Origin of the sequence: Synechococcus sp. CBW1002, from assembly GCF_015840915.1 — a bacterium.
Classification (GTDB): domain Bacteria; phylum Cyanobacteriota; class Cyanobacteriia; order PCC-6307; family Cyanobiaceae; genus CBW1002.
The window spans coordinates 2,039,183-2,056,302 of record NZ_CP060398.1 but is presented as its reverse complement, the minus strand read 5'-3'; the positions used below and the strand labels follow the sequence as shown (position 1 = coordinate 2,056,302).

At 66.9% G+C, this 17,120-nt stretch carries 21 protein-coding genes; 10 read left to right on the top strand and 11 right to left on the bottom strand.

Going from position 1 to position 17,120, the window contains the following annotated elements; all coding sequences use genetic code 11:
* Window positions 1-437: 437 nt before the first annotated feature.
* The 4 genes from H8F24_RS09925 (at window position 438) to H8F24_RS09910 (ending at window position 3,585) form a co-directional block, all read left to right on the top strand.
* The gene (locus H8F24_RS09925; RefSeq protein WP_197153745.1) at window positions 438-824 is read left to right on the top strand and encodes a hypothetical protein; all 387 of its coding nucleotides are present in this window, start codon (window positions 438-440) and stop codon (window positions 822-824) included.
* Between the two features lie 462 nt (window positions 825-1,286).
* Window positions 1,287-1,808, top strand: coding sequence for an SLOG family protein (locus H8F24_RS09920; RefSeq protein WP_197153744.1), 522 nt, complete (start codon window positions 1,287-1,289; stop codon window positions 1,806-1,808).
* Between the two features lie 51 nt (window positions 1,809-1,859).
* Window positions 1,860-2,480, top strand: coding sequence for a siphovirus Gp157 family protein (locus H8F24_RS09915; RefSeq protein WP_197153743.1), 621 nt, complete (start codon window positions 1,860-1,862; stop codon window positions 2,478-2,480).
* Between the two features lie 82 nt (window positions 2,481-2,562).
* A complete protein-coding gene (locus H8F24_RS09910) occupies window positions 2,563-3,585 on the top strand; it encodes an RAD52 family DNA repair protein (RefSeq protein ID WP_197153742.1) in 1,023 nt (340 codons plus the stop codon).
* A 68-nt stretch (window positions 3,586-3,653) separates the two neighbouring features.
* On the opposite strand, the gene H8F24_RS09905 is transcribed toward H8F24_RS09910, so the two are convergent.
* Entirely contained in the window at window positions 3,654-4,157 is a 504-nt protein-coding gene (locus H8F24_RS09905) for a recombinase (protein WP_197153741.1), read from the bottom strand.
* Between the two features lie 92 nt (window positions 4,158-4,249).
* On the opposite strand from H8F24_RS09905, the gene H8F24_RS09900 reads away from it, so the two are divergent.
* The 4 genes from H8F24_RS09900 to H8F24_RS09885 are packed head-to-tail and all read left to right on the top strand — an operon-like array spanning window position 4,250 to window position 8,000.
* Window positions 4,250-6,568, top strand: coding sequence for an ATP-dependent RecD-like DNA helicase (locus tag H8F24_RS09900; protein WP_231597700.1), 2,319 nt, complete (start codon window positions 4,250-4,252; stop codon window positions 6,566-6,568).
* A gap of 54 nt (window positions 6,569-6,622) precedes the next feature.
* Complete coding sequence (locus H8F24_RS09895; RefSeq protein WP_197153739.1) at window positions 6,623-6,988, top strand: AbrB family transcriptional regulator; 366 nt, start codon at window positions 6,623-6,625, stop codon at window positions 6,986-6,988.
* 50 nt (window positions 6,989-7,038) lie between these two features.
* Window positions 7,039-7,599, top strand: coding sequence for a GNAT family N-acetyltransferase (locus H8F24_RS09890; RefSeq protein ID WP_231597699.1), 561 nt, complete (start codon window positions 7,039-7,041; stop codon window positions 7,597-7,599).
* Window positions 7,596-8,000 carry a PPC domain-containing DNA-binding protein gene (locus tag H8F24_RS09885; protein WP_197153738.1) on the top strand — a complete coding sequence of 135 codons (405 nt, stop codon included), beginning with the start codon at window positions 7,596-7,598 and terminating at the stop codon, window positions 7,998-8,000. Before H8F24_RS09890 ends, H8F24_RS09885 begins: the two co-directional genes overlap by 4 nt.
* Here the strand turns inward: H8F24_RS09885 and H8F24_RS09880 are convergent.
* The 10 genes from H8F24_RS09880 to H8F24_RS09835 form a co-directional block, all read right to left on the bottom strand.
* Window positions 7,978-8,175 (bottom strand): hypothetical protein, encoded by a 198-nt coding sequence (locus H8F24_RS09880; RefSeq protein WP_197153737.1) that lies wholly within the window; start codon window positions 8,173-8,175, stop codon window positions 7,978-7,980. The genes H8F24_RS09885 and H8F24_RS09880 overlap by 23 nt on opposite strands.
* 14 nt (window positions 8,176-8,189) lie before the next feature.
* Window positions 8,190-8,570, bottom strand: coding sequence for a type II toxin-antitoxin system PemK/MazF family toxin (locus H8F24_RS09875; RefSeq protein ID WP_197153736.1), 381 nt, complete (start codon window positions 8,568-8,570; stop codon window positions 8,190-8,192).
* Window positions 8,571-8,578: 8 nt separating this feature from the next.
* Window positions 8,579-8,809 carry a hypothetical protein gene (locus H8F24_RS09870; protein ID WP_197153735.1) on the bottom strand — a complete coding sequence of 77 codons (231 nt, stop codon included), beginning with the start codon at window positions 8,807-8,809 and terminating at the stop codon, window positions 8,579-8,581.
* A 68-nt stretch (window positions 8,810-8,877) separates the two neighbouring features.
* Complete coding sequence (locus H8F24_RS09865; RefSeq protein WP_231597698.1) at window positions 8,878-9,438, bottom strand: hypothetical protein; 561 nt, start codon at window positions 9,436-9,438, stop codon at window positions 8,878-8,880.
* Window positions 9,439-9,491: 53 nt separating this feature from the next.
* The gene (locus tag H8F24_RS09860; RefSeq protein WP_197169600.1) at window positions 9,492-9,986 is read right to left on the bottom strand and encodes a hypothetical protein; all 495 of its coding nucleotides are present in this window, start codon (window positions 9,984-9,986) and stop codon (window positions 9,492-9,494) included.
* The gene (locus H8F24_RS09855) at window positions 9,979-10,830 is read right to left on the bottom strand and encodes a hypothetical protein (protein WP_197169599.1); all 852 of its coding nucleotides are present in this window, start codon (window positions 10,828-10,830) and stop codon (window positions 9,979-9,981) included. Before H8F24_RS09855 ends, H8F24_RS09860 begins: the two co-directional genes overlap by 8 nt.
* Before the next feature lie 80 nt (window positions 10,831-10,910).
* Window positions 10,911-11,135, bottom strand: a complete 225-nt coding sequence (locus H8F24_RS09850; RefSeq protein WP_197153731.1) for a hypothetical protein — start codon at window positions 11,133-11,135, stop codon at window positions 10,911-10,913.
* Window positions 11,136-11,169: 34 nt separating this feature from the next.
* Complete coding sequence (locus tag H8F24_RS09845) at window positions 11,170-11,655, bottom strand: GNAT family N-acetyltransferase (protein ID WP_197153729.1); 486 nt, start codon at window positions 11,653-11,655, stop codon at window positions 11,170-11,172.
* Window positions 11,642-11,923 (bottom strand): DUF1778 domain-containing protein, encoded by a 282-nt coding sequence (locus H8F24_RS09840; RefSeq protein WP_197153728.1) that lies wholly within the window; start codon window positions 11,921-11,923, stop codon window positions 11,642-11,644. The genes H8F24_RS09845 and H8F24_RS09840 overlap by 14 nt, the downstream gene beginning before the upstream one ends.
* Window positions 11,883-14,084, bottom strand: a complete 2,202-nt coding sequence (locus tag H8F24_RS09835; RefSeq protein WP_197169598.1) for an AAA family ATPase — start codon at window positions 14,082-14,084, stop codon at window positions 11,883-11,885. Before H8F24_RS09835 ends, H8F24_RS09840 begins: the two co-directional genes overlap by 41 nt.
* A 188-nt stretch (window positions 14,085-14,272) precedes the next feature.
* On the opposite strand from H8F24_RS09835, the gene H8F24_RS09830 reads away from it, so the two are divergent.
* The gene (locus H8F24_RS09830) at window positions 14,273-15,148 is read left to right on the top strand and encodes a hypothetical protein (RefSeq protein ID WP_197153726.1); all 876 of its coding nucleotides are present in this window, start codon (window positions 14,273-14,275) and stop codon (window positions 15,146-15,148) included.
* Between the two features lie 177 nt (window positions 15,149-15,325).
* Window positions 15,326-16,873: an IS1182 family transposase gene (locus tag H8F24_RS09825; protein WP_197169597.1), complete on the top strand. Its 1,548-nt coding sequence runs from the start codon at window positions 15,326-15,328 to the stop codon at window positions 16,871-16,873.
* Window positions 16,874-17,120 lie beyond the last annotated feature (247 nt).

Genomic DNA, 17,120 nt, shown 5'->3' with positions numbered 1-17,120 from the left:
TAACTCATTGGTCAGTCGAGCCGTCGCCAGGGCAGGGAGCGCAATTCGAATCCCAGGCCACGTTTGCTTTCGGGGTCAGGCCTCCAAAGATGTCATCGGCCATGGCCCGATGTCCTCATGACCAGAGTGGCAAGGGCGCTCTGGCTTGGCCGTGGGTGTTTCGGGCGCGAGGGCGTACGCGCGTACTGGTTCGTTTGCTGACACTGGGGGAGGTCGCAGGTTCGAATCCTGTCGCCCCGACTGACTTTTCACCGATCGACCAAGGGAGATGGGAGAGATTTGGGGAGAGATTCCCGCTCCGCTCCCCGCCGGGTGATCTCTCCCGCTCCAGATGGGAGAGGTTCTCTCCCGTGCTCGGTCGGACCGGATGGGCCACTGAAGCCTGATTGCCGTGAGGCCTCCAGGATTGAGGTCCTGATCCGCCAAGGGCCGAGGTTGTGTCCAATCGCCTGATCATTTCCGACAACCGTGACGACCCGGGCAACCCGCTGGTGCTCGATGGTGAAGCCATTGACGCAGCGGCGCGGGATCCCCTGGCGATCGGCAAGCTGATGGTCGATCAGGTCTGGGCCGAGGGGAGCGATCCCACAGGTGGGGGCCTGTACTACGAGCGCAGCAGCAACCAGCACCGGCGGCTGCAGGCCTTTGAGACCGGCAGCGAAGACTTCATGACCGGCGGCTGGGTGCGGGTGCTGGCCAGCGCCGAGCAGGTCCGCAAGGAGCGTCCTGGGATGGAGCGTGCTGCCAAAGCTGGCCTGGTGAAGATCCATGGCACCCACCGGGGCGTGCTGCTGGTGGAGTTCATGGACGTTCCCTGGGGCTGAGCAACCGCCGCAGGGCTCCGGTCGGATTCGCTGAGCGCACCTCTCGGTGCGACGACGGCCGTCCTTCAGCGTGCCACGGCTGCACCGTGGCGTGCATCGGCCAGCCGCCGCCGCCCTCCGCTCCGGGGCCGGTGTGGGGGTGGTGGGCAGAGCCGCTCTCCCGCGACTGCGGTGGCCGGGCCTTCGCTCGCGTTGATGGGGAGGAGGAAGGCCCCAGGCTTCCTCGCGCGGCTGCGCGGTCAGCTGGGCATTCCGTGCGGAATCTGGCGGGTCTGCTTATCAGCTTTCCGATCCATCAGCGCATGGCTTTGCTTTGCGTAGATCCATTGCCCCGCAAGCACTCTGCTCGCCTCTCAGTGCGTTTGTACTGGTAGAATAAGACCTGCGCCAAAGGCCACGAGCCCATCGCCTGCGGCAACGAAATCCTTGGACAACTTGCCCCGTTCGTTTGCTCTGTAGCCCATGAGCTTGTCCTCTGCTGCAGTGGCCCAGGCCGCTGCATTGTCTCTTCCTGGCCTGTTGCCGCCGCCGGCGTTGGCCCATCGCTCGGTCGTCATCGTCGCCGCTGGTGGCCGTGATCTCGTCTGGCCCCAGGAGCGCATCGCCTCCGCCCTGCTCCAGCGCAGCGGTGGCCGGCCTGTCCATCTGCTGCTGCATGGCGGGGCCCGTGGCGCTGATCGCGCTATCGGCCGCGCCGCCCATCAGCTCGGCTGGCGGGTCCAAGAGCTCGCCGCTGATTGGCGCCGCCATGGCCGCGCTGCGGGCCCCATCCGCAATCGCCTTCTGCTCGAACAGGCCCTGGTGGAGGCCCAGACCCACACCTCCCCAGCGTTCAGCGCCTCGGTGCTGGTGATCGCCTTCCCCGGCGGAGCAGGCACGGCCTCGCTGGTGCAGCAGGCCCGCCGCTGCTCCTCCCGTGCGCCGGTGCCGGTGGTGGTGATGGAAGTACCGCCGCCCTTCTCACCGGAGCCCCTCGCCGCCTGAGCGGCATCCGCCGCCCCGTTCCTCTTGTTCCTCGTTCCCATTCACATCCCCATGGCTGTTCTCACTGCCCCCGCCGCTCCTCTCTCCCCATCTCTCCCCCAGGCCGCCGGGCCGTCCTGCTCCCTGCAGCGCACCGGTTCGCTCTGGCAGCTGGGCATTGAGGCCCAGGAGCTCACCACCGCCATCGGCCAGCTGGCCGAAAAGCTCGAAACCGATGACGACGACGCCCGATCTCATGCCCTCGCTGAGTTGGAGGCCGCCCTCCTTGCGGAAGAGGGCAACAAGCAGGCTCTCGCCGCCAAGGCCGATGCCACCTGCTGGGTGATCGAGCACCTCCGCGGCCAGGCCGCCTACCGGCAGCAGCAGGCAAAGCGGCTCACCGATCTCTCCCGCTCCGATGCCAGCCGGGCCGACGCGCTGGAGGAGTCGCTGGTGTTTGTCCTCACCCAGCTCCAGCCGGCAGCCACCCGCTTCTCGTTCCCGAATCACGAGCTCACCTCCCGCAAGTCCTCTGCCGTGGTGATTGACGACGAGCAGGCCCTCGATCCCGCCTGGTTGAGCTTCACCACCACCAGCAAGCCGGACAAGGCCGCCATCAAGGAGGCCCTCAAAGCTGGCCAGCAGATCACCGGTGCCCAGCTCCTCTCCCGCCGCTCCTGGCGCATCTGCTGAGGGGGCAAAGCCCCCTCACAGGTGGGGTCCTGGCTGAGCAGCCGGGGCCCTCTCCCCTCCTCACACCATTGCTTCCAACGCCATGACCGTCGCCGTTCCATCCGCCAACGGTGCCCGCACCACCAGCCGCCCTGCTCCTCCTCGACCCAACCAGAGGCCTCCATCGGCCCTGGAGCTGATCCGCTCTGCTGACCGCGCCGAGGAGGCCCTACCAGAAGCTGACTCCGCTCCCCAAGCTCATCCCTCCGGCTTCTCCCCAGAACAGCTCGCTGCACTCTCCGCTCCCCTCGATCGAGCCAACGTCCGCCAGCGGGAGCAGGGCCGCAGCCGTGTGAGCTATCTGGAGGGTTGGCAGGTGATCGCGGAAGCGAACCGCATCTTTGGCTTTGATGGCTGGCAGCGGCAGACGATCGCCCTCCGCTGTGTCGCCCAGGCCGAACGGTTGATTGGCCGGGACCAGAAGCCTGGCTGGGGTGTCACCTTCACCGCCCGCGTGCGCGTCACCGTCACCGCCGGAGGCCTGGTGCCTCTGGTCCGCGAGGGGAGCGGCGCTGGCCACGGCATTGACGTGGATCTGGGCCAGGCCCATGAATCCGCCCTCAAGGAGGCCGAGACCGACGCGATGAAGCGGGCGCTCATGACCTTCGGCAACCCGTTTGGCCTCGCTTTGTACGACAAGGCGCAGAGGCAGGTCAGCAGCGCAGGAGGCCAGGGTGATGGAGCTCAGCGGCCAGGCGGGCAGCGGCCTCCCGTGAGCCGGCCGGCAGCTGGCGCTCCTACTGCCGCCGGAACATCCCCGGCCCAAGGCCGCACCCAGGCCGCGGCCCCCACACAACAGCCATCAGCCCCGGCTGATCCCGGCCAGCAGGCCCTCGATGCCGACACGATCCAGCACCTCCACACCAGCCTGCGGGCTCTCCCCAGGCCCCAGCTGGAGAGCCTCACCCGGGCCTTCCGCAAGCGATTCCAGATTCCCGAGGAGGCGGTGACCATCGCCGATCGGATCAACCAGAGGCGACACCACGACTGGATCGAAGCGTTTTTGGTGTCGCACCGGGAGGTGCGCTTGGCAGACCAGCACCAGGCTTGTCACCAGGCCGGCTGACCTCACCAGCTGTGACAAGCCCGCAGCCGCAGCCAGGCAACATCTGCGGCTGCGGCGCGACCTCCATTTCAGATGGGCCAGCCATCCTCAAGGAGGTCAGCATCCGGGTTGTTGTATCTCTTGACAGCGTCCAGCCAGTCCGGCAGCTCATCCTTGATCTGCTGTTTCAGCGAGGTGAACTCTTCAGGCTTGATCAGCCCTCGCTCGGCCATGAAGCCATAGAACTTCTTCAGGCTGGTGGCATTAGCCTTGACCGTGGTTTTGTTGGACCACATGGCCTTGTGAATAAACCAGTCGCCAAGAAACTCGCCAACACAGCTGACTCCATCGGCAGGCGTCAATAGATCTGCGTAGAGCAGGAAGTGATTCAAATAGAAGTCCAGATTGGTGCAATGGCTTCTGATCGTTGCCGCGCCAAGGCCAGCCTTCTTGAGCCAATGACTGAATTCGCCAAGAAGGGCTGCATTCTCCTGGCGGATCTGTTGACAACGTTTGTCGTACTCCGATTCGTCGTCGAGCATCAGATTTCGCTCATCGGTGCTGGCCCTGCCGATGCCGGTCGCATCGGCCATGGACTTCCACCCATGTTGCCGGGAGTACGTCAGCAGCCGAGGAGGACGTTGCAAGAGGCTGTAAGCATGGCCCGATGGCACCGCGGGGAGGCATGAACAAGCCGGTCGCTGGCCGGTCCCGCGGGATGGCGGACACCGCAGCCGAGCCCACCGAGGTGCTGGCCGGCTCGATCGAGCGTGTCACCTTCCACAACCCCAGCAACGGCTTCTGCGTGCTGCGCATCAAGGCGCGCGGTCACCGCGAGCTGGTGACGGTGGTGGGCCATGCCGCCGAGATCAGTGCTGGCGAGTGGGTCACGGTGAGTGGCACCTGGGTGAATGACCGGGAGCACGGCCAGCAGTTCAAGGCCGCCTTCCTGCGCTCCTCACCGCCCACCACCGCCGAGGGGATCGAGAAGTACCTGGGCTCCGGGATGATCCGCGGCATCGGCCCGATCTACGCCAGCAAGCTCGTGGCGGTCTTCGGGGCGGAGGTGTTCGAGGTGATCGAACAGGCCCCCGAGCGGCTGCGGGAGGTGCCGGGCATCGGCAAGGTGCGCGCCGGCCGGATTGCTCAGGCCTGGGCTGATCAGAAGGTGGTGCGCGAAATCATGGTCTTCCTGCACAGCCATGGCGTCGGCACCGCCCGGGCGGTGCGGATCTTCAAGACGTACGGGAACGACGCCGTGCAGGTGATGGCGGAGAACCCCTATCGCCTGGCGCGCGACATCCGCGGCATCGGCTTTCGCACCGCCGATGCCATCGCCGCCCGCCTCGGCATCGAACCCACCGCCACGATCCGGCTGCGGGCGGGGATCAACTACGCCCTGCTGGAGGCCAGCGGTGATGGCCACTGCGGCCTGCCCACCGCCGAGCTGCTCAAGCTGGCGGGTGAGCTGCTGGCGGTGGACCGCCCCGATGAAACCGGCTCCAGCAATCGCGAGCCGCTGGAGCCGGAACAGATCCAATCAGCCCTGGATCTCGAGCTCGCAAAAGGTGCCGTGGTGGCGGACAGCCTGGCGGACGAGCCGGCGATCTTCCTGGCCCACCTGCACAAGGCCGAGCGCCAGATCGCCGAATCGCTTCAGGAGCTGGCGCAGGGGGCTCCGCCCTGGGGCGTGATCGACTCGGCCAAGGCAATCGGCTGGGTGGAGCAGCGGCTTGGCCTGCAGCTGGCCGCCAGCCAGCAGGAAGCGGTGGAGCAGGCCCTGGCCAGCAAGGTGTTGGTGATTACCGGCGGGCCAGGGGTGGGCAAGACCACCCTGATCAACGCCATCCTGCAGATCCTGGCGGCCAAGAAGCTGCGCATCCAGCTCTGCGCCCCCACCGGCCGCGCCGCCAAACGCATGGCTGAGGCCACCGGCCTGGAGGCGAAAACGATCCATCGGTTGCTGGAGTTCGATCCGGCCAGCTACGGCTTCCGGCGTGGCGCCGAGTTGCCGCTGGAGTGCGACCTGCTGGTGGTGGACGAGACATCGATGGTGGATGTACCGCTGATGGCCTCGCTGCTGGCGGCGATCCCGCCGGAGGCGGCGCTGCTGCTGGTGGGCGATGTGGACCAGCTGCCGTCGGTGGGTCCAGGGCAGGTGCTGGCCGATGCGATCAACAGCGGTGCGCTGCCGGTGACGCGGCTCACCGAGGTGTTTCGCCAGGCGGCATCCAGCCGGATCATCACCACTGCCCACGCCATCAACGGCGGCACCATCCCCGATCTGCGGGCCCCGGCCGAGGGCGTAAGCAGCGACTTCTACTTCCTGCCGGCCGAGACGCCTGAGCAGGCGGTGGCCCTGATCTTGAAAGTGGTGGGCGAGCGCATCCCGGCTCGCTTTGGCCTCGATCCGATCGCCCAGGTGCAGGTGCTCTGCCCGATGGCGCGCGGCGGCTGCGGCTCGCGCTCGCTGAACATCGAGCTGCAGAAGCTGCTCAACCCAGATCCGCCCGAGCACGTGGAGCGCTTTGGCTGGCGGTTCGCGCCGGGCGACAAGGTGATGCAGATCGCCAACGACTACGAGAAGGAGGTGTTCAACGGCGATGTGGGCACCATCGATGCGATCGACTCAGACAACAGCGAATTGTGCGTGCTGTTCCCAACCAGCGAGGCCGGCGCCGCCGGCAGCCGGGCCGTGATCTATGGCTGGGGAGAGCTCGACACCCTGGTGCCGGCCTACGCCTGCACGATCCACAAGAGCCAAGGCAGCGAGTACCCAGCGGTGGTGATTCCGCTGCTCACCCAGCACTACGCGATGCTGCAGCGGAACCTTGTGTACACGGGGCTCACCCGCGGCAAGCAGCTGGTGGTGCTGGTGGGCCAGAAGAAGGCCCTGGCCATGGCCGTGAAGAACCACCTGGGGCGGAAGCGCTACACCAAGCTGGCGGAGTGGCTCACTCCGGAGCGGCTTTCAGCGGACATGGGTCACAACCACGGCAGTTGACAACGCCTGCAGGCCTGGCAAAAAGAGGCTGTCGATCCACCCAACTCCCGCATCATGCTGACCGGTTCTGATCTTCTGGCGAAAGTCAAGGAGCTGGGCGATGCCTCCAAGTCTGATCTGGTACGGGGTTGCGGCTATGTGAGCACCAAGAAGGACGGCACGGAGCGCCTGAACTTCACGGCCTTCTATGAGGCGCTGCTGGAGGCCAAGGGCATGAGCCTGGGCACCGGAGCGGGTGGCGGACGTGGTAAGGCAGGCCGCAGCCTGAGTTATGTGGCCAAGGTTCAGTTCAACGGCAATCTGCTGGTCGGCAAGGCCTACACCGCTCAGCTGGGCTTGGAACCCGGCGATGAGTTCGAGATCAAGCTGGGCCGCAAGCAGATCAAACTCATCCCCCTTGGCGCTGCAGAAGAGGATTGAGCGACGGTTTCCAGCACAGGGGGCCTGCGGTGTATGGCCCCTGAGGGCCGTTGAACGAGACAATCGACTCCGGCCGCTGCTTGTCCCTGGCCACGCACACCACCCCCCTGCAGATCCGCCCCTATGAAGCCGCCGACTGGCCGGCGGTGTGGGCGCTGCTGGAGCCGGTGTTCCGCGCCGGTGAAACCTTCCCTCACGACCCGGCCATCACCGAGGCGGAAGCTCAAGTGGCGTGGGTGGAGCAGAGCCAGGCGGTGATGGTGGCCGTGGATGCCGCGGGTGCGCTGGTGGGCACCTACTACCTGAAGCCCAACTCCCTCGCCCTCGGCGCCCACGTCGCCAATGCGGGCTACGTAGTGGCCGACCACTGCAGGCGCCAGGGAATCGGCAGCAGGCTCTGCCAGCACTCCCTGCAGGCGGCGCGGCGACTGGGGTTTCGGCTGATGCAGTTCAACCTGGTGGTGAGCACCAACACGGCCGGCATCCGCTGCTGGCAGCGCAACGGCTTTCAGGTCGTCGGCACTCTGCCTGGGGCGTTTCGCCACCGGCAACGGGGCTATGTCGATGCCCTGGTGATGGTGCAGGCGCTGGTGGAGGGGCCTGGAGCATGAAGGTGGTGCCGTTGCGCCTGCAGCCCGGCGATGACCTGCGCCTGGCTCTGGAGGCCTGGATGGGAGCGCAGCAGGAACTGGCCGGCTGCGTGATCAGTGCCGTCGGCAGCCTGTCGCTGGCCCAGCTGCGCCTGGCAGGAGCGGCCGAGGCCACGGCGATCCACGGCGAGCTGGAGATCGTCAGCCTCTCGGGCACCCTTTCGCCCGATGGCGCCCACCTGCACATCGCCATCGCCGACAGCAGCGGTACCGTGATCGGCGGGCACCTCTGCGCCGGCTCGCTGGTGCGCACCACCGCCGAGCTGGTGGTCGGCCTGCTGCCGGAGTGGCGCTTCCGGCGAGAGCTGGATCCAGCCACCGGCCACGCCGAGCTGCGGATCAGTCCTGGGGATCTGAGCTGAGGGGCGGCAACCGCCGCTCCACCTGCAGGAATACCAACCAGGCCACGCCGGCACTGATGCCGCCGGTCCAGTCGTTGCGGAGCAGCTCCACGATCGACACCGTGCTGGCGCCGATGCGCAGACCGCGCAGCAGGAAGCGGCCCAGTTTCTCCAGCGTGTCGCGGTTCTTCGTCATCGGCTCAGAATGCGTCAGCTCAGGCCGCCGATGGTCAGCACCACCAACTGGCGCAGCTGCTGCAGTTCGGCTGGGGTGATCTGTGAGTAGGTGGCTGCGGTGATGCGTGTCTTGGCCACGCAGGTCAGGCTCTGCGGGAGCAGGTCGCTCACCTTCTTGCAGCCGTTGCTGGGACTGGGCTGCAGCACCACCGTCAGATCGGGGATCGCCAGGGCTGGGTCGCCTGTCATCGGCACCACCAGCACCGTGGGGTAAGCGGGGTCAAACAGCTCGATGTCCTGCACCACGACAGCCGGCCGGAGCTTGTTCGGCTCAGGGGGCTGGGGATCCTGGGCGGGGTGGTCTGGATCCTTGCGCCAGTCAACGGTGACGATCTGCCCAGCCTTGAGCTCCACGCTGGTCGTCAGCGGGTGATGGGCTCAGGGGTGGCCCAGTCGTCAATGAAGGCTTGGGCCTCAGGATCAGCCGCGATGTGATCGGCCACCATTTTGCTCTGGGCACGGATACGGGCTCGCAGGGCATCCATCGCGCTCACCGAGCTGCTCACCGCCACGATTCGTCTGCCGCCGCGTTGGCGGCGGCGAATGGAGAAGGGAGCTTCCGGCTCCTGAATGGCTGAATCGGCTGGGGTCATGACGGCAGCGGCTCTCGCCGACCGCATAGACGTTGCCTCAACCTTAATCGCGGTGTCAGTGTTGGGGTTCATGGCTGCAGCCGCTCGTCCAGCAGCGTCAGGGCCAGGGCCTGTTCACGGGCGCTGCCGCCGCGCACCGCATCGAACAGGGCCAGCAGCTCCCCCAGGGCCGGGTTGCGCTCCGCTGCCTCGGGAACACTGGGATAGAGCGGGTGGAAGGCGATGCCGCGGGCTGTTCCCTTCTTCCACGGCCACACCGGTGGAGGGTCGTTGCCCGGCCGGATCTGCGCGTTGAGGGGGGAGGCGGCGTAGCCGGTGGGAAGACCGCGGCTGAGCCCGCCCTGTGTGGCGGGAAAGCAGTAGCGAGCGCCGTGCTGCACGAAGGTTTTCAAGGCAGCACGAACCACCGCGGGCTTGCCGGCCTCATCCTTGATCGCCAGCCTGGCGGCGACGGCCCGCTCTACGGCTGCATGGGTTTCTGAGGCCGTCATCCCAAGCTCAGCGCCAAGGGCTGCGTAGGTGGGCGCGGGTCCAGGATCCAGGGCAAGGCGCAGCAGCACCACCAGGTCCTGCGGACGCAGGACGAGCTGGGGATTGGACGGTGAGCGGGCCACGGACGCAGAGGCCATTCGGCATTCGCGAATAGCGAATCTAGGGCGCCTGTCGCGGGTTGTCTGCTCTCTCAGGCCTCTGGAGCAGCCGGCGACAGCAGCCGCTCGATCGCCTCATGGGGCACGCCCACCTGCTGGGCGATCAGCAGCACCAGCTGCTCCAGGCGATCGAGGCGCTGCTCCAGGGCCTGCAGCTCGGCACCGCCAGCCTTGCTCCCCGCGGCCTTCCCACCTGCGGTGGTTTTGGTCTTGGGAGGAGGCAGCAGGGACAGGGGCGGCGGGCCGTTGGGATCGGCCAGCAGCAGGCCCACCATCAGATCTTTCCTGGGGCGCTTGGGCACCTTGATGCCCCTCTGGGCACAGAGCTCCTGCAGGGCGTCGTTCTTCAGGGCAAGGAGTTGGGCCTCCGTGGCGGGTGTGCCGCCCTCGGGCTGGATCAGGGCGCGGGGTTCCTCGACTGCCGTGGCGCTGTCGCCCAGCTCTTCCGCCAGGCCGCGATAGAGCCGGGCATCGGCCTGGGCCAGCTGCTGCAGGGTGGAGCGGAGGGTATCGGCGATCTCACCCATGGTCGTCGGCTCCTTTGGCTTGATCCTGGATCTGCGGCTGGCTCTTTGGATCGGGCAGGTTCAGCTGTGGCTGCTGAGGGCCTGTGGGCTCGGCCGGGTGTGGGGGCTGAATGCCGTTGGCGCTCAGGTCGATGGGTCGCTGCGCACTGTCCCCCGGCGGTGTGGGTGTCCCGGCTGCGGGTCCGTGGCCGTTGCCATTGCCGCCGGGGGGTGGCGGTGGCGGCAGAAGCTCCTGCGACTTGTTGATCAGCTCCTGCTGCTTCTGCTTGAGATCGCCGAGGCGGTCCTTGGTGCGGCCCCAACGATTGATGAAATGAATCACTGCACGGACGAGATCACCGATATACCCGCCACCTTGAAAGCTATGGCGACCTTTCTTGTAGCGGCTAAAGCCATTCACCAGATCATCGCCTGCATCTTCAATGTCACCGGCGATGGCCGTCACGATCTCCAGGAGCTCATAGAGTTCCTTGCGCTGGGGCAGATCGCGACTGGCGAGGGCCGTGATCCGTTCCTTGAGCAGGGCGGTTTCATCCTTGGCCTTGTTGGCCAGACGCCGATGCTGGGCGCGGCTTCGCATCAGGCTGGAGTAACAATTGCGCAGTTCCAGGTAGGTGCTGTTGAGCTCCTCACGTTCAAGAGGTTCGGGATCGGGCGGGAAATCGGAGGTTGGGGGCAGGAAGACCATGCCGTGCTGCACATCGGCTTCCATCCTCGGAACGCAGCTGCAGGTGACAGCGATGGCAAGGAGGCTGGATCTATGCGTGGGGTGAATAGTTCCGGCATCGCCCCTTATGACGACTGAGGCGAGAAGGGTGCTGAACGAGCTGCAGATCCGCAGCAATCTTCACAATGTCGCCGGAATCTGCCAAACAAAGCGGAATCAGTCCGCCTACGAGCGCCAGCTCGCTGCCCTGAAGCCACTCAACCGTTCACCTCATCAATGGTGATCTCCTGCTCCCAGGCTTTGGCGATCGAGCGATCCAGCCTCCGCAGCAGCGCCACGAAGCTCTCCCCGTCGCGCCGCACCAACATCACCGGACAGTCGTAGCTGGTGCTGGCGGAGGCCACGCAGTCGATCGGGCCGACGCGTCCGACCGAGATGTCACCGCCTTCTTCCAGGATCGCTTCGATGTTGGGATAAGCCATGAACTGTCTGGTGTGGGGGGCTTAAGGGCAGTTGTCAGCCGTCTGGTTCGGAGAGCTGCAGCATTAACGTCGAGGCGCTGAGCGGCGAGGGGCGAAAGCCAAGCGAGCGGTAGAACGCAGCCGCCTGCTCATCGATCGCGTGCACGAGCAGGGCTCTGGCGCCAATCAGGCGCCGAGCGGCCAGGCTGCGCCGCAGCGCATCGGCCACCAGGGCGCGGCCGAGGCCCTGGCCTTGATGGCGTCGGTCAACCGCCAGGCGGCCCAGCACTACAACGGGAAGCGGGTCCGGCATGTTGCGTCGCAAGGCACCAGGCACCTCTGCCAGCACGATTGCGCCAGCCGACAGGCAGGCGTAGGCGATCACGTTGCTGTCCTCGTCTGAGCAGACCACCACGGTGCGCGACACCCCTTGGCGCTCATTGGCCAGGGCCCGCTGCTGCAGCCAGCGGTTCAATGCGGTGTTGCCGCAGTCGAAGCCTTCCAGCTGATGCTGGGGGCCGAGGGGCTCAGGCGGGCGCATGCCACGGCTGCGGCAGGTCGAGCAGGCGCTCGATGCTGGCCTGATCCTGGGCGGCAGCGCCGGAATCCTCCAGATCAGCCAGCAGGGCCGTGGTCTGCTCCTGCGTGAGGGAGAACAGTGTGCGATCCAGGAGCACATCGCGTGCCCGTTCCTGGCAGCTGCGCAGGATGAATTCGGTGCGGCTGATGCCTTCCGCCGCAGCGGCCTGATCAATCAGCTGGCGCTGCTCAGCCGAGGCCCGCAGCTGCAGCACCTGATCGCGCGCCATGACCCTCCGCTCTGGCTGTCATTACATTGTAGTGCGACTCCTCAGGCTGCTCATACACCGCCAAGGCAGTCTCCAGCTTCTGCCGGTGCTCATCCCGCAGGGCCTGAGGGCTGTCGATGCGGATGCCGGCGCCAAAAGCAAACAGCCAGGTGCGCAGGTCGATGTCAGCCGCCACGGTCCAGCTGGGGAGGTCCAGCTCCACCGGATAGGGGTGGCTGTCGGCCGGCGAGCCGGGCTGCAGTACATGCGGTGCCTTGGGGTGGTGCCACCAGGTGTCGCCAGGCAGGGGGAGCGAGAGGCGGGTGTGCTCGATCGGGTAGCGCTGCAAGCCCTCACGCACGAAAGCGAAGCACCAGCCCTGGCAGCAAAAGCGCAGGGTGACCATCTCCCGCTCGCGACTGCGGCCGCGGGGATGGCACAACCGCAGCTGGGCCGCCAGGTCGTCGCCGAAGTAGATGCCGCCGCTGTGATGCAGCAACAGCTCCAGCCGCTTGAGGCCCTGGGCGTGGGCCTCCTCACTGCGCCGGTTGCCGCGTTCGCTGCGGCGCAGGGCCAGGCGATCGAGGCGTTCGCAGCGGATCAACCCATGCTCCTGGCCGGGGCTGTCCTCTTCAAACACGAGGTACCAGCCGATGGTGTGAAAGAGCAGCTGCAGCGGCCACACCCGCAAGCTCCCCAGGGGGCTGCCGGGGAAGGAGCCCACCGAGGCGTAGCGCTCCAGCTCGATGCGGCGCCGCTCCACAATTGCCGTCTCCAGCGCCTCGGCCTGGCGCTCGGCCGCCAGGGAGTCGGGCCGCACCAGGGCGCTGCTCACGATCGAGCGGTTGGCGAACGCCCGCACCGGTGCCGTGCCGTCCACCGTGATTCCTCCCCAGGCGAGCCGCTGCTCCAGCTCCCGCAGCAGATCCTGGGCGGTGGGATCGGCAAGGCGCCCCGCGGCCTGGCTCACCACCCCATGGATCTCCCGCAGCCGGTGGGCCGACAGCAAGGCGGTGCCGATGGCATAGCCGTGGCGGACGTTGTCGTTGCGGGGCCGGAAGCCATAGGGGGTGAGCAGCTTCTCGAGGTCCTTGCGCAGGGTGGCCGCCTCGGAAGGGAGGTAGGCCCCGGGGATGGCCTCGGTGCGCTCGATCAGGTGCTCCGGCAACGCCACACCCTCGGCCTGATCAAAGGGCTGCTGCAGCAGATGGCGCAGCAGGGTGAACACCCGCACGAACACCGGCGCATCGCCAGTGGGTGGGTAGCCACCATGCACGCCACCCCGCCAGGGGGCTCCGGCGGGCGGCTGGGGTGGGGTTGGCGCCAGCTGGATCGGCGCCAGGGAGGGCTCGGCGCTGCAGAAGCCGTTGGCCTCCAGCCAGGCCAGATCGGAGCGGATGGCAGCTGGATCGCCGTAGCACTCGCCATGCAGCCGGCGCAGGTAGGCGGCGGCCTGATCCGCCAGGTCGCCCTCCGGCAGGGGCGACACGATCGCCTCCAGCTCGGCGCGGGTGGCGGGGTCCGCCGCGGAGAGTTCGGGGAAGGTGGTGAGCAGCCGCAGCAGATGCAGCAGCCGCTCCAGATCCAGGAGGCGCGAATAGCCGTGGAGCTGGAAGCGCTTCTCGCGGTTCCGGGCTGAGCGGATGCGGTGATCGAGGCGGGCCAGTTCTTCGCGCAGCAGGGCCTCCAGCTCGCGGCCGTGGGTGGGCACCACCGCCACCACTGCCGCGAAGCCCTCCGCCCGAGAGGGGCCAAAGGCCGGATCAGCCAGGGCGGCGGACATCTCGCGGATCACCGGCTCGGGCACGAGGCGCTTGCGGGTCTGGTTCCACTGCAGGCAGGTGGACAGCGGCGTGTAGAGCCACCAGCCAATCCACTCCACCGGAGCCGGCAGGCTCAGGGCCTGGGTGATCGCCAGGCGCCAGGGGCGGCGGGCATGGGTGGCATCGAGGATCACTGGGATGCCGGCGGCCACGGCATCCCGGAGGCGCTGGTGCAGCAGGGCCTCGATGTCGCGCCAGGGGCCTTGCACCGCGGCATCGCCAAAGAGCTCGTGGCGCACCACATCGGTGGAGAGCACCACGGCACCGGTGAGCTCGGCCAGCACGCCGGCCAGGGTGGTCTTGCCGCTGGCGGGCGGGCCGATCAGCAGGTGGCAGCGCAGGGGCGCTGTCGAGGGCATGGCAGAGAGTCAGGCATGGACCGCAGCCTGGCGGCAGCGGCATGCAACGGCAAGCCTCTCCATGCGAAAGAGCAGATAGAGATCGTTGCTATCACTGAGGTCTGCTGAGCGGCTTTGCTATTTCGCAGGGGAAAGCGCTCAAAAGTGGCCGGCGCTGCTGAGGCTGCTCCCAGCGCCGCATTCGCCCCATGGCTTCCCCGCGCCCCCCGTCGCTGGCCCAGGCCCCCCACTACCGCCTGCCGGAGTTGCTGCACGACATCCGCCTGCTCGATCTGTTGGAGCTCTGCGGCACCACCGTGCAGACCAGCCGGCTGCTGCAGCTCAGCCAGCCCACCATCAGCCGCCGCTACCGGATCCTCTCGGAGGACTTCGGCCTGGTGCGCGATCGCCGCCAGCTCTGGGGCTGCGGCTACGGCACTTCGGCCTCGATGCGACTGCTGCGGCTGGGCTGCCGCGCCCATCGCCTCGCCGCTGGCGTGGCTCGCATCGGCAGTGATCTTCTCCATCACCCGCTGCTGGCGGGCTGCCCCTGGCTGCTGCCCACCCCCCAGCGGTTCCGGGCGGCAGCCAACTGGCTGGAGCTGGTGCGTCAGGGCGTGCTCGATGGCGCCCTGCTCTCGGGTCTGGAGCTGGAGGAGGCACCAGGGATCAACCGCCAGGAGCTGGAGCTGCTGCCGCTGGGGGAGCTGCCCCTGGCCCTGGGGTTCTGCCCAGAGGCGCCAGTCCTGGTGGGTGCCGTGCCGGAGGTGCTGGTGCCAGATCGGGGCGTCGCGCCCGGCCTGCGGCGGCTTCTACGAGAGCTGGGGCTGACGCTGCGCAGCGGTGGCAACAGCCTTCAGACCCCAGACGACTGGATCTGCCGGATCCATGGCAGTGCCCTGGCGCTGGTGGTGGCGGATTGGGAGGCACACACCTGGGCTTCCTTGCGCCGCAGCCCCTTGACCACAAGGCCCCAGAGTCCGGTGTGGCTGGCGCTGCTGTCCGACTGGCAGGAGCACCCAGTGCTGCGCCACACCGCCCAGGAGCTGGGGCAGATGGGCAGGTTGCAACAGCTGGAGGGCTGAAAGTATGCGCCCCGTGCATAGATCCGAAACTCGCGGCTCCAACTGCTTCTGGTCTGCTGCCGCATTGCTTCCGCTAGGAGCCTGTCGCGCATAGATCAGCACCCAGTCTCTCCACAGCCGCCCATCAATCTGCCCAGATCCCAGTGACTGCAATGGATCTGGGCGATACACTCGGGCATGCAGAAGCGCAAGACCTTTCGCCCCTGGCAGCCGCAGCAGGCCACCCTGCTGCCGCCGTCACCGCGTGAGTGGCTCTCAGAAGACCACCAGGTGTATTTCCTGCTGGACCTGGTGGATGAGCTGGATCTCTCCGCGATCCTCGTACCCGCTCAGGCCAAGGACCCCCGCGGAGAGAAGGGATTCGATCCACGCATGATGACGATGCTGCTGCTTTACGCCTACTGCGTGGGCATCGTCTCCTCCAGGAAGATCGAGCGGGCCTGCTACGAGGATCTGGCATTCCGCGTGCTGACCGGCAACCAGCAGCCGGACCACAGCCGAATCAGCGAGTTCCGCCGGCGCAACCTTGATGCCCTCAAGGGCCTGTTTATTCAGATCCTGCGCCTGTGCCAGAAGGCGGGGATGGTGAGCCTGGGCCATGTGGCCCTCGATGGCACCAAGGTGCAGGCCAATGCCTCCAAGCACAAGGCGATGAGCCACGAGCGGATGCTCAGGGCGGAGAAGGAGCTCCAGAAGGAAATCAACGCCTTGATCCGCAAGGCCGAGATCCTGGATGCCCAGGAAGACCGGCGCTACGGCAAAGGAAACCTGGGCAGTGAACTTCCCGATGAGCTGCGCCACAAGCAGGGCCGCCTCGCAAAAATCCGTCAGGCCCGCAAGGAGATGGAGGCGGAAACCGCTGCAGCTGCAGCGCGGCAGCGGCAGGAGGAAGCCGAGAAGGCCAGAGCCAAAGCGACCGCAGCCGAGGAATCGGATGGATCGGCCCCTGAGCAGGCCGAGCTGAACAGGAAAGCGGAAGCCGCAGCGGCAAAGGCAGCAGCGGCGGGGGACAAAGCCATCGAGGCCGCCGAGAGCGCTGGCCTCGAGCCACCAGATCTGGAGCCACTCGCCTCTGACGCGATGCCCAGGCGTGGTCTGGCGAGAAAGGCTGACGGCACACCGACGGCCAAGACCCAACGGAATTTCACAGATTCCGACAGCCACCTCATGCAGTCCGGCGGCACCTACCTGCAGGGCTACAACTGCCAGCTGGCGGTCGACAGTGACCACCAGGTGATCGTGGCGGTGGGCGTCAGCAACCAGCCACCGGACGTGGAGCACCTGGAGCCCATGCTGGAGCGGATCGCCGCCAGCGCCGGTGAACTGCCGGACGTGATGACGATGGATGCGGGCTACTGGAGCGACGACAACGCAGGTCACTGTGAGGACCTTGGCATTGACGCCTACATCGCCACCGGCCGTCTGCCGCATGGGAAGCCGCCACCGCCACAGCGAGGACCGCTGCCCAGAGATGCCGACGCCAGAACCCGCATGGCCCGCAAGATCAGAAGCAAGAAGGGATCCAGGATCTACGCCCAGCGCAAAGCGATCGTGGAGCCGGTGAACGGCCAGATCAAGGAAGGCCGGGGCCTGCGGCGGTTTCTCTTGCGGGGCCTGGAGAAGGTCGATGGTGAATGGCATCTGATCGCTGCCACCCACAACCTGCTCAAGTTGTTCCGGTACAGGCGATCACAGCAGCAGCTCTGGGCAGCAGCGACGGGATGAGGGGTAGAGACCCTGGCAATGCCGCCAGGGCTGAGTCAACCTCGCCCCAATGAACCAGCTCAGCGGGAGAGGTAGACCTCAGAGCTCACCTCACCGGGATTCGTCGTGACCAGGGGCTCGCTGCTCTATTGGCAACAAACTCCTAGCGGCAGACTGGCCGCAGCGTCCCCACACCCCCATGCCAGTCCCGCCGATGCAGGCGGTGAAACCATGAGATCGAGCTCCCCAAAAATTATCCCCAGTGAGG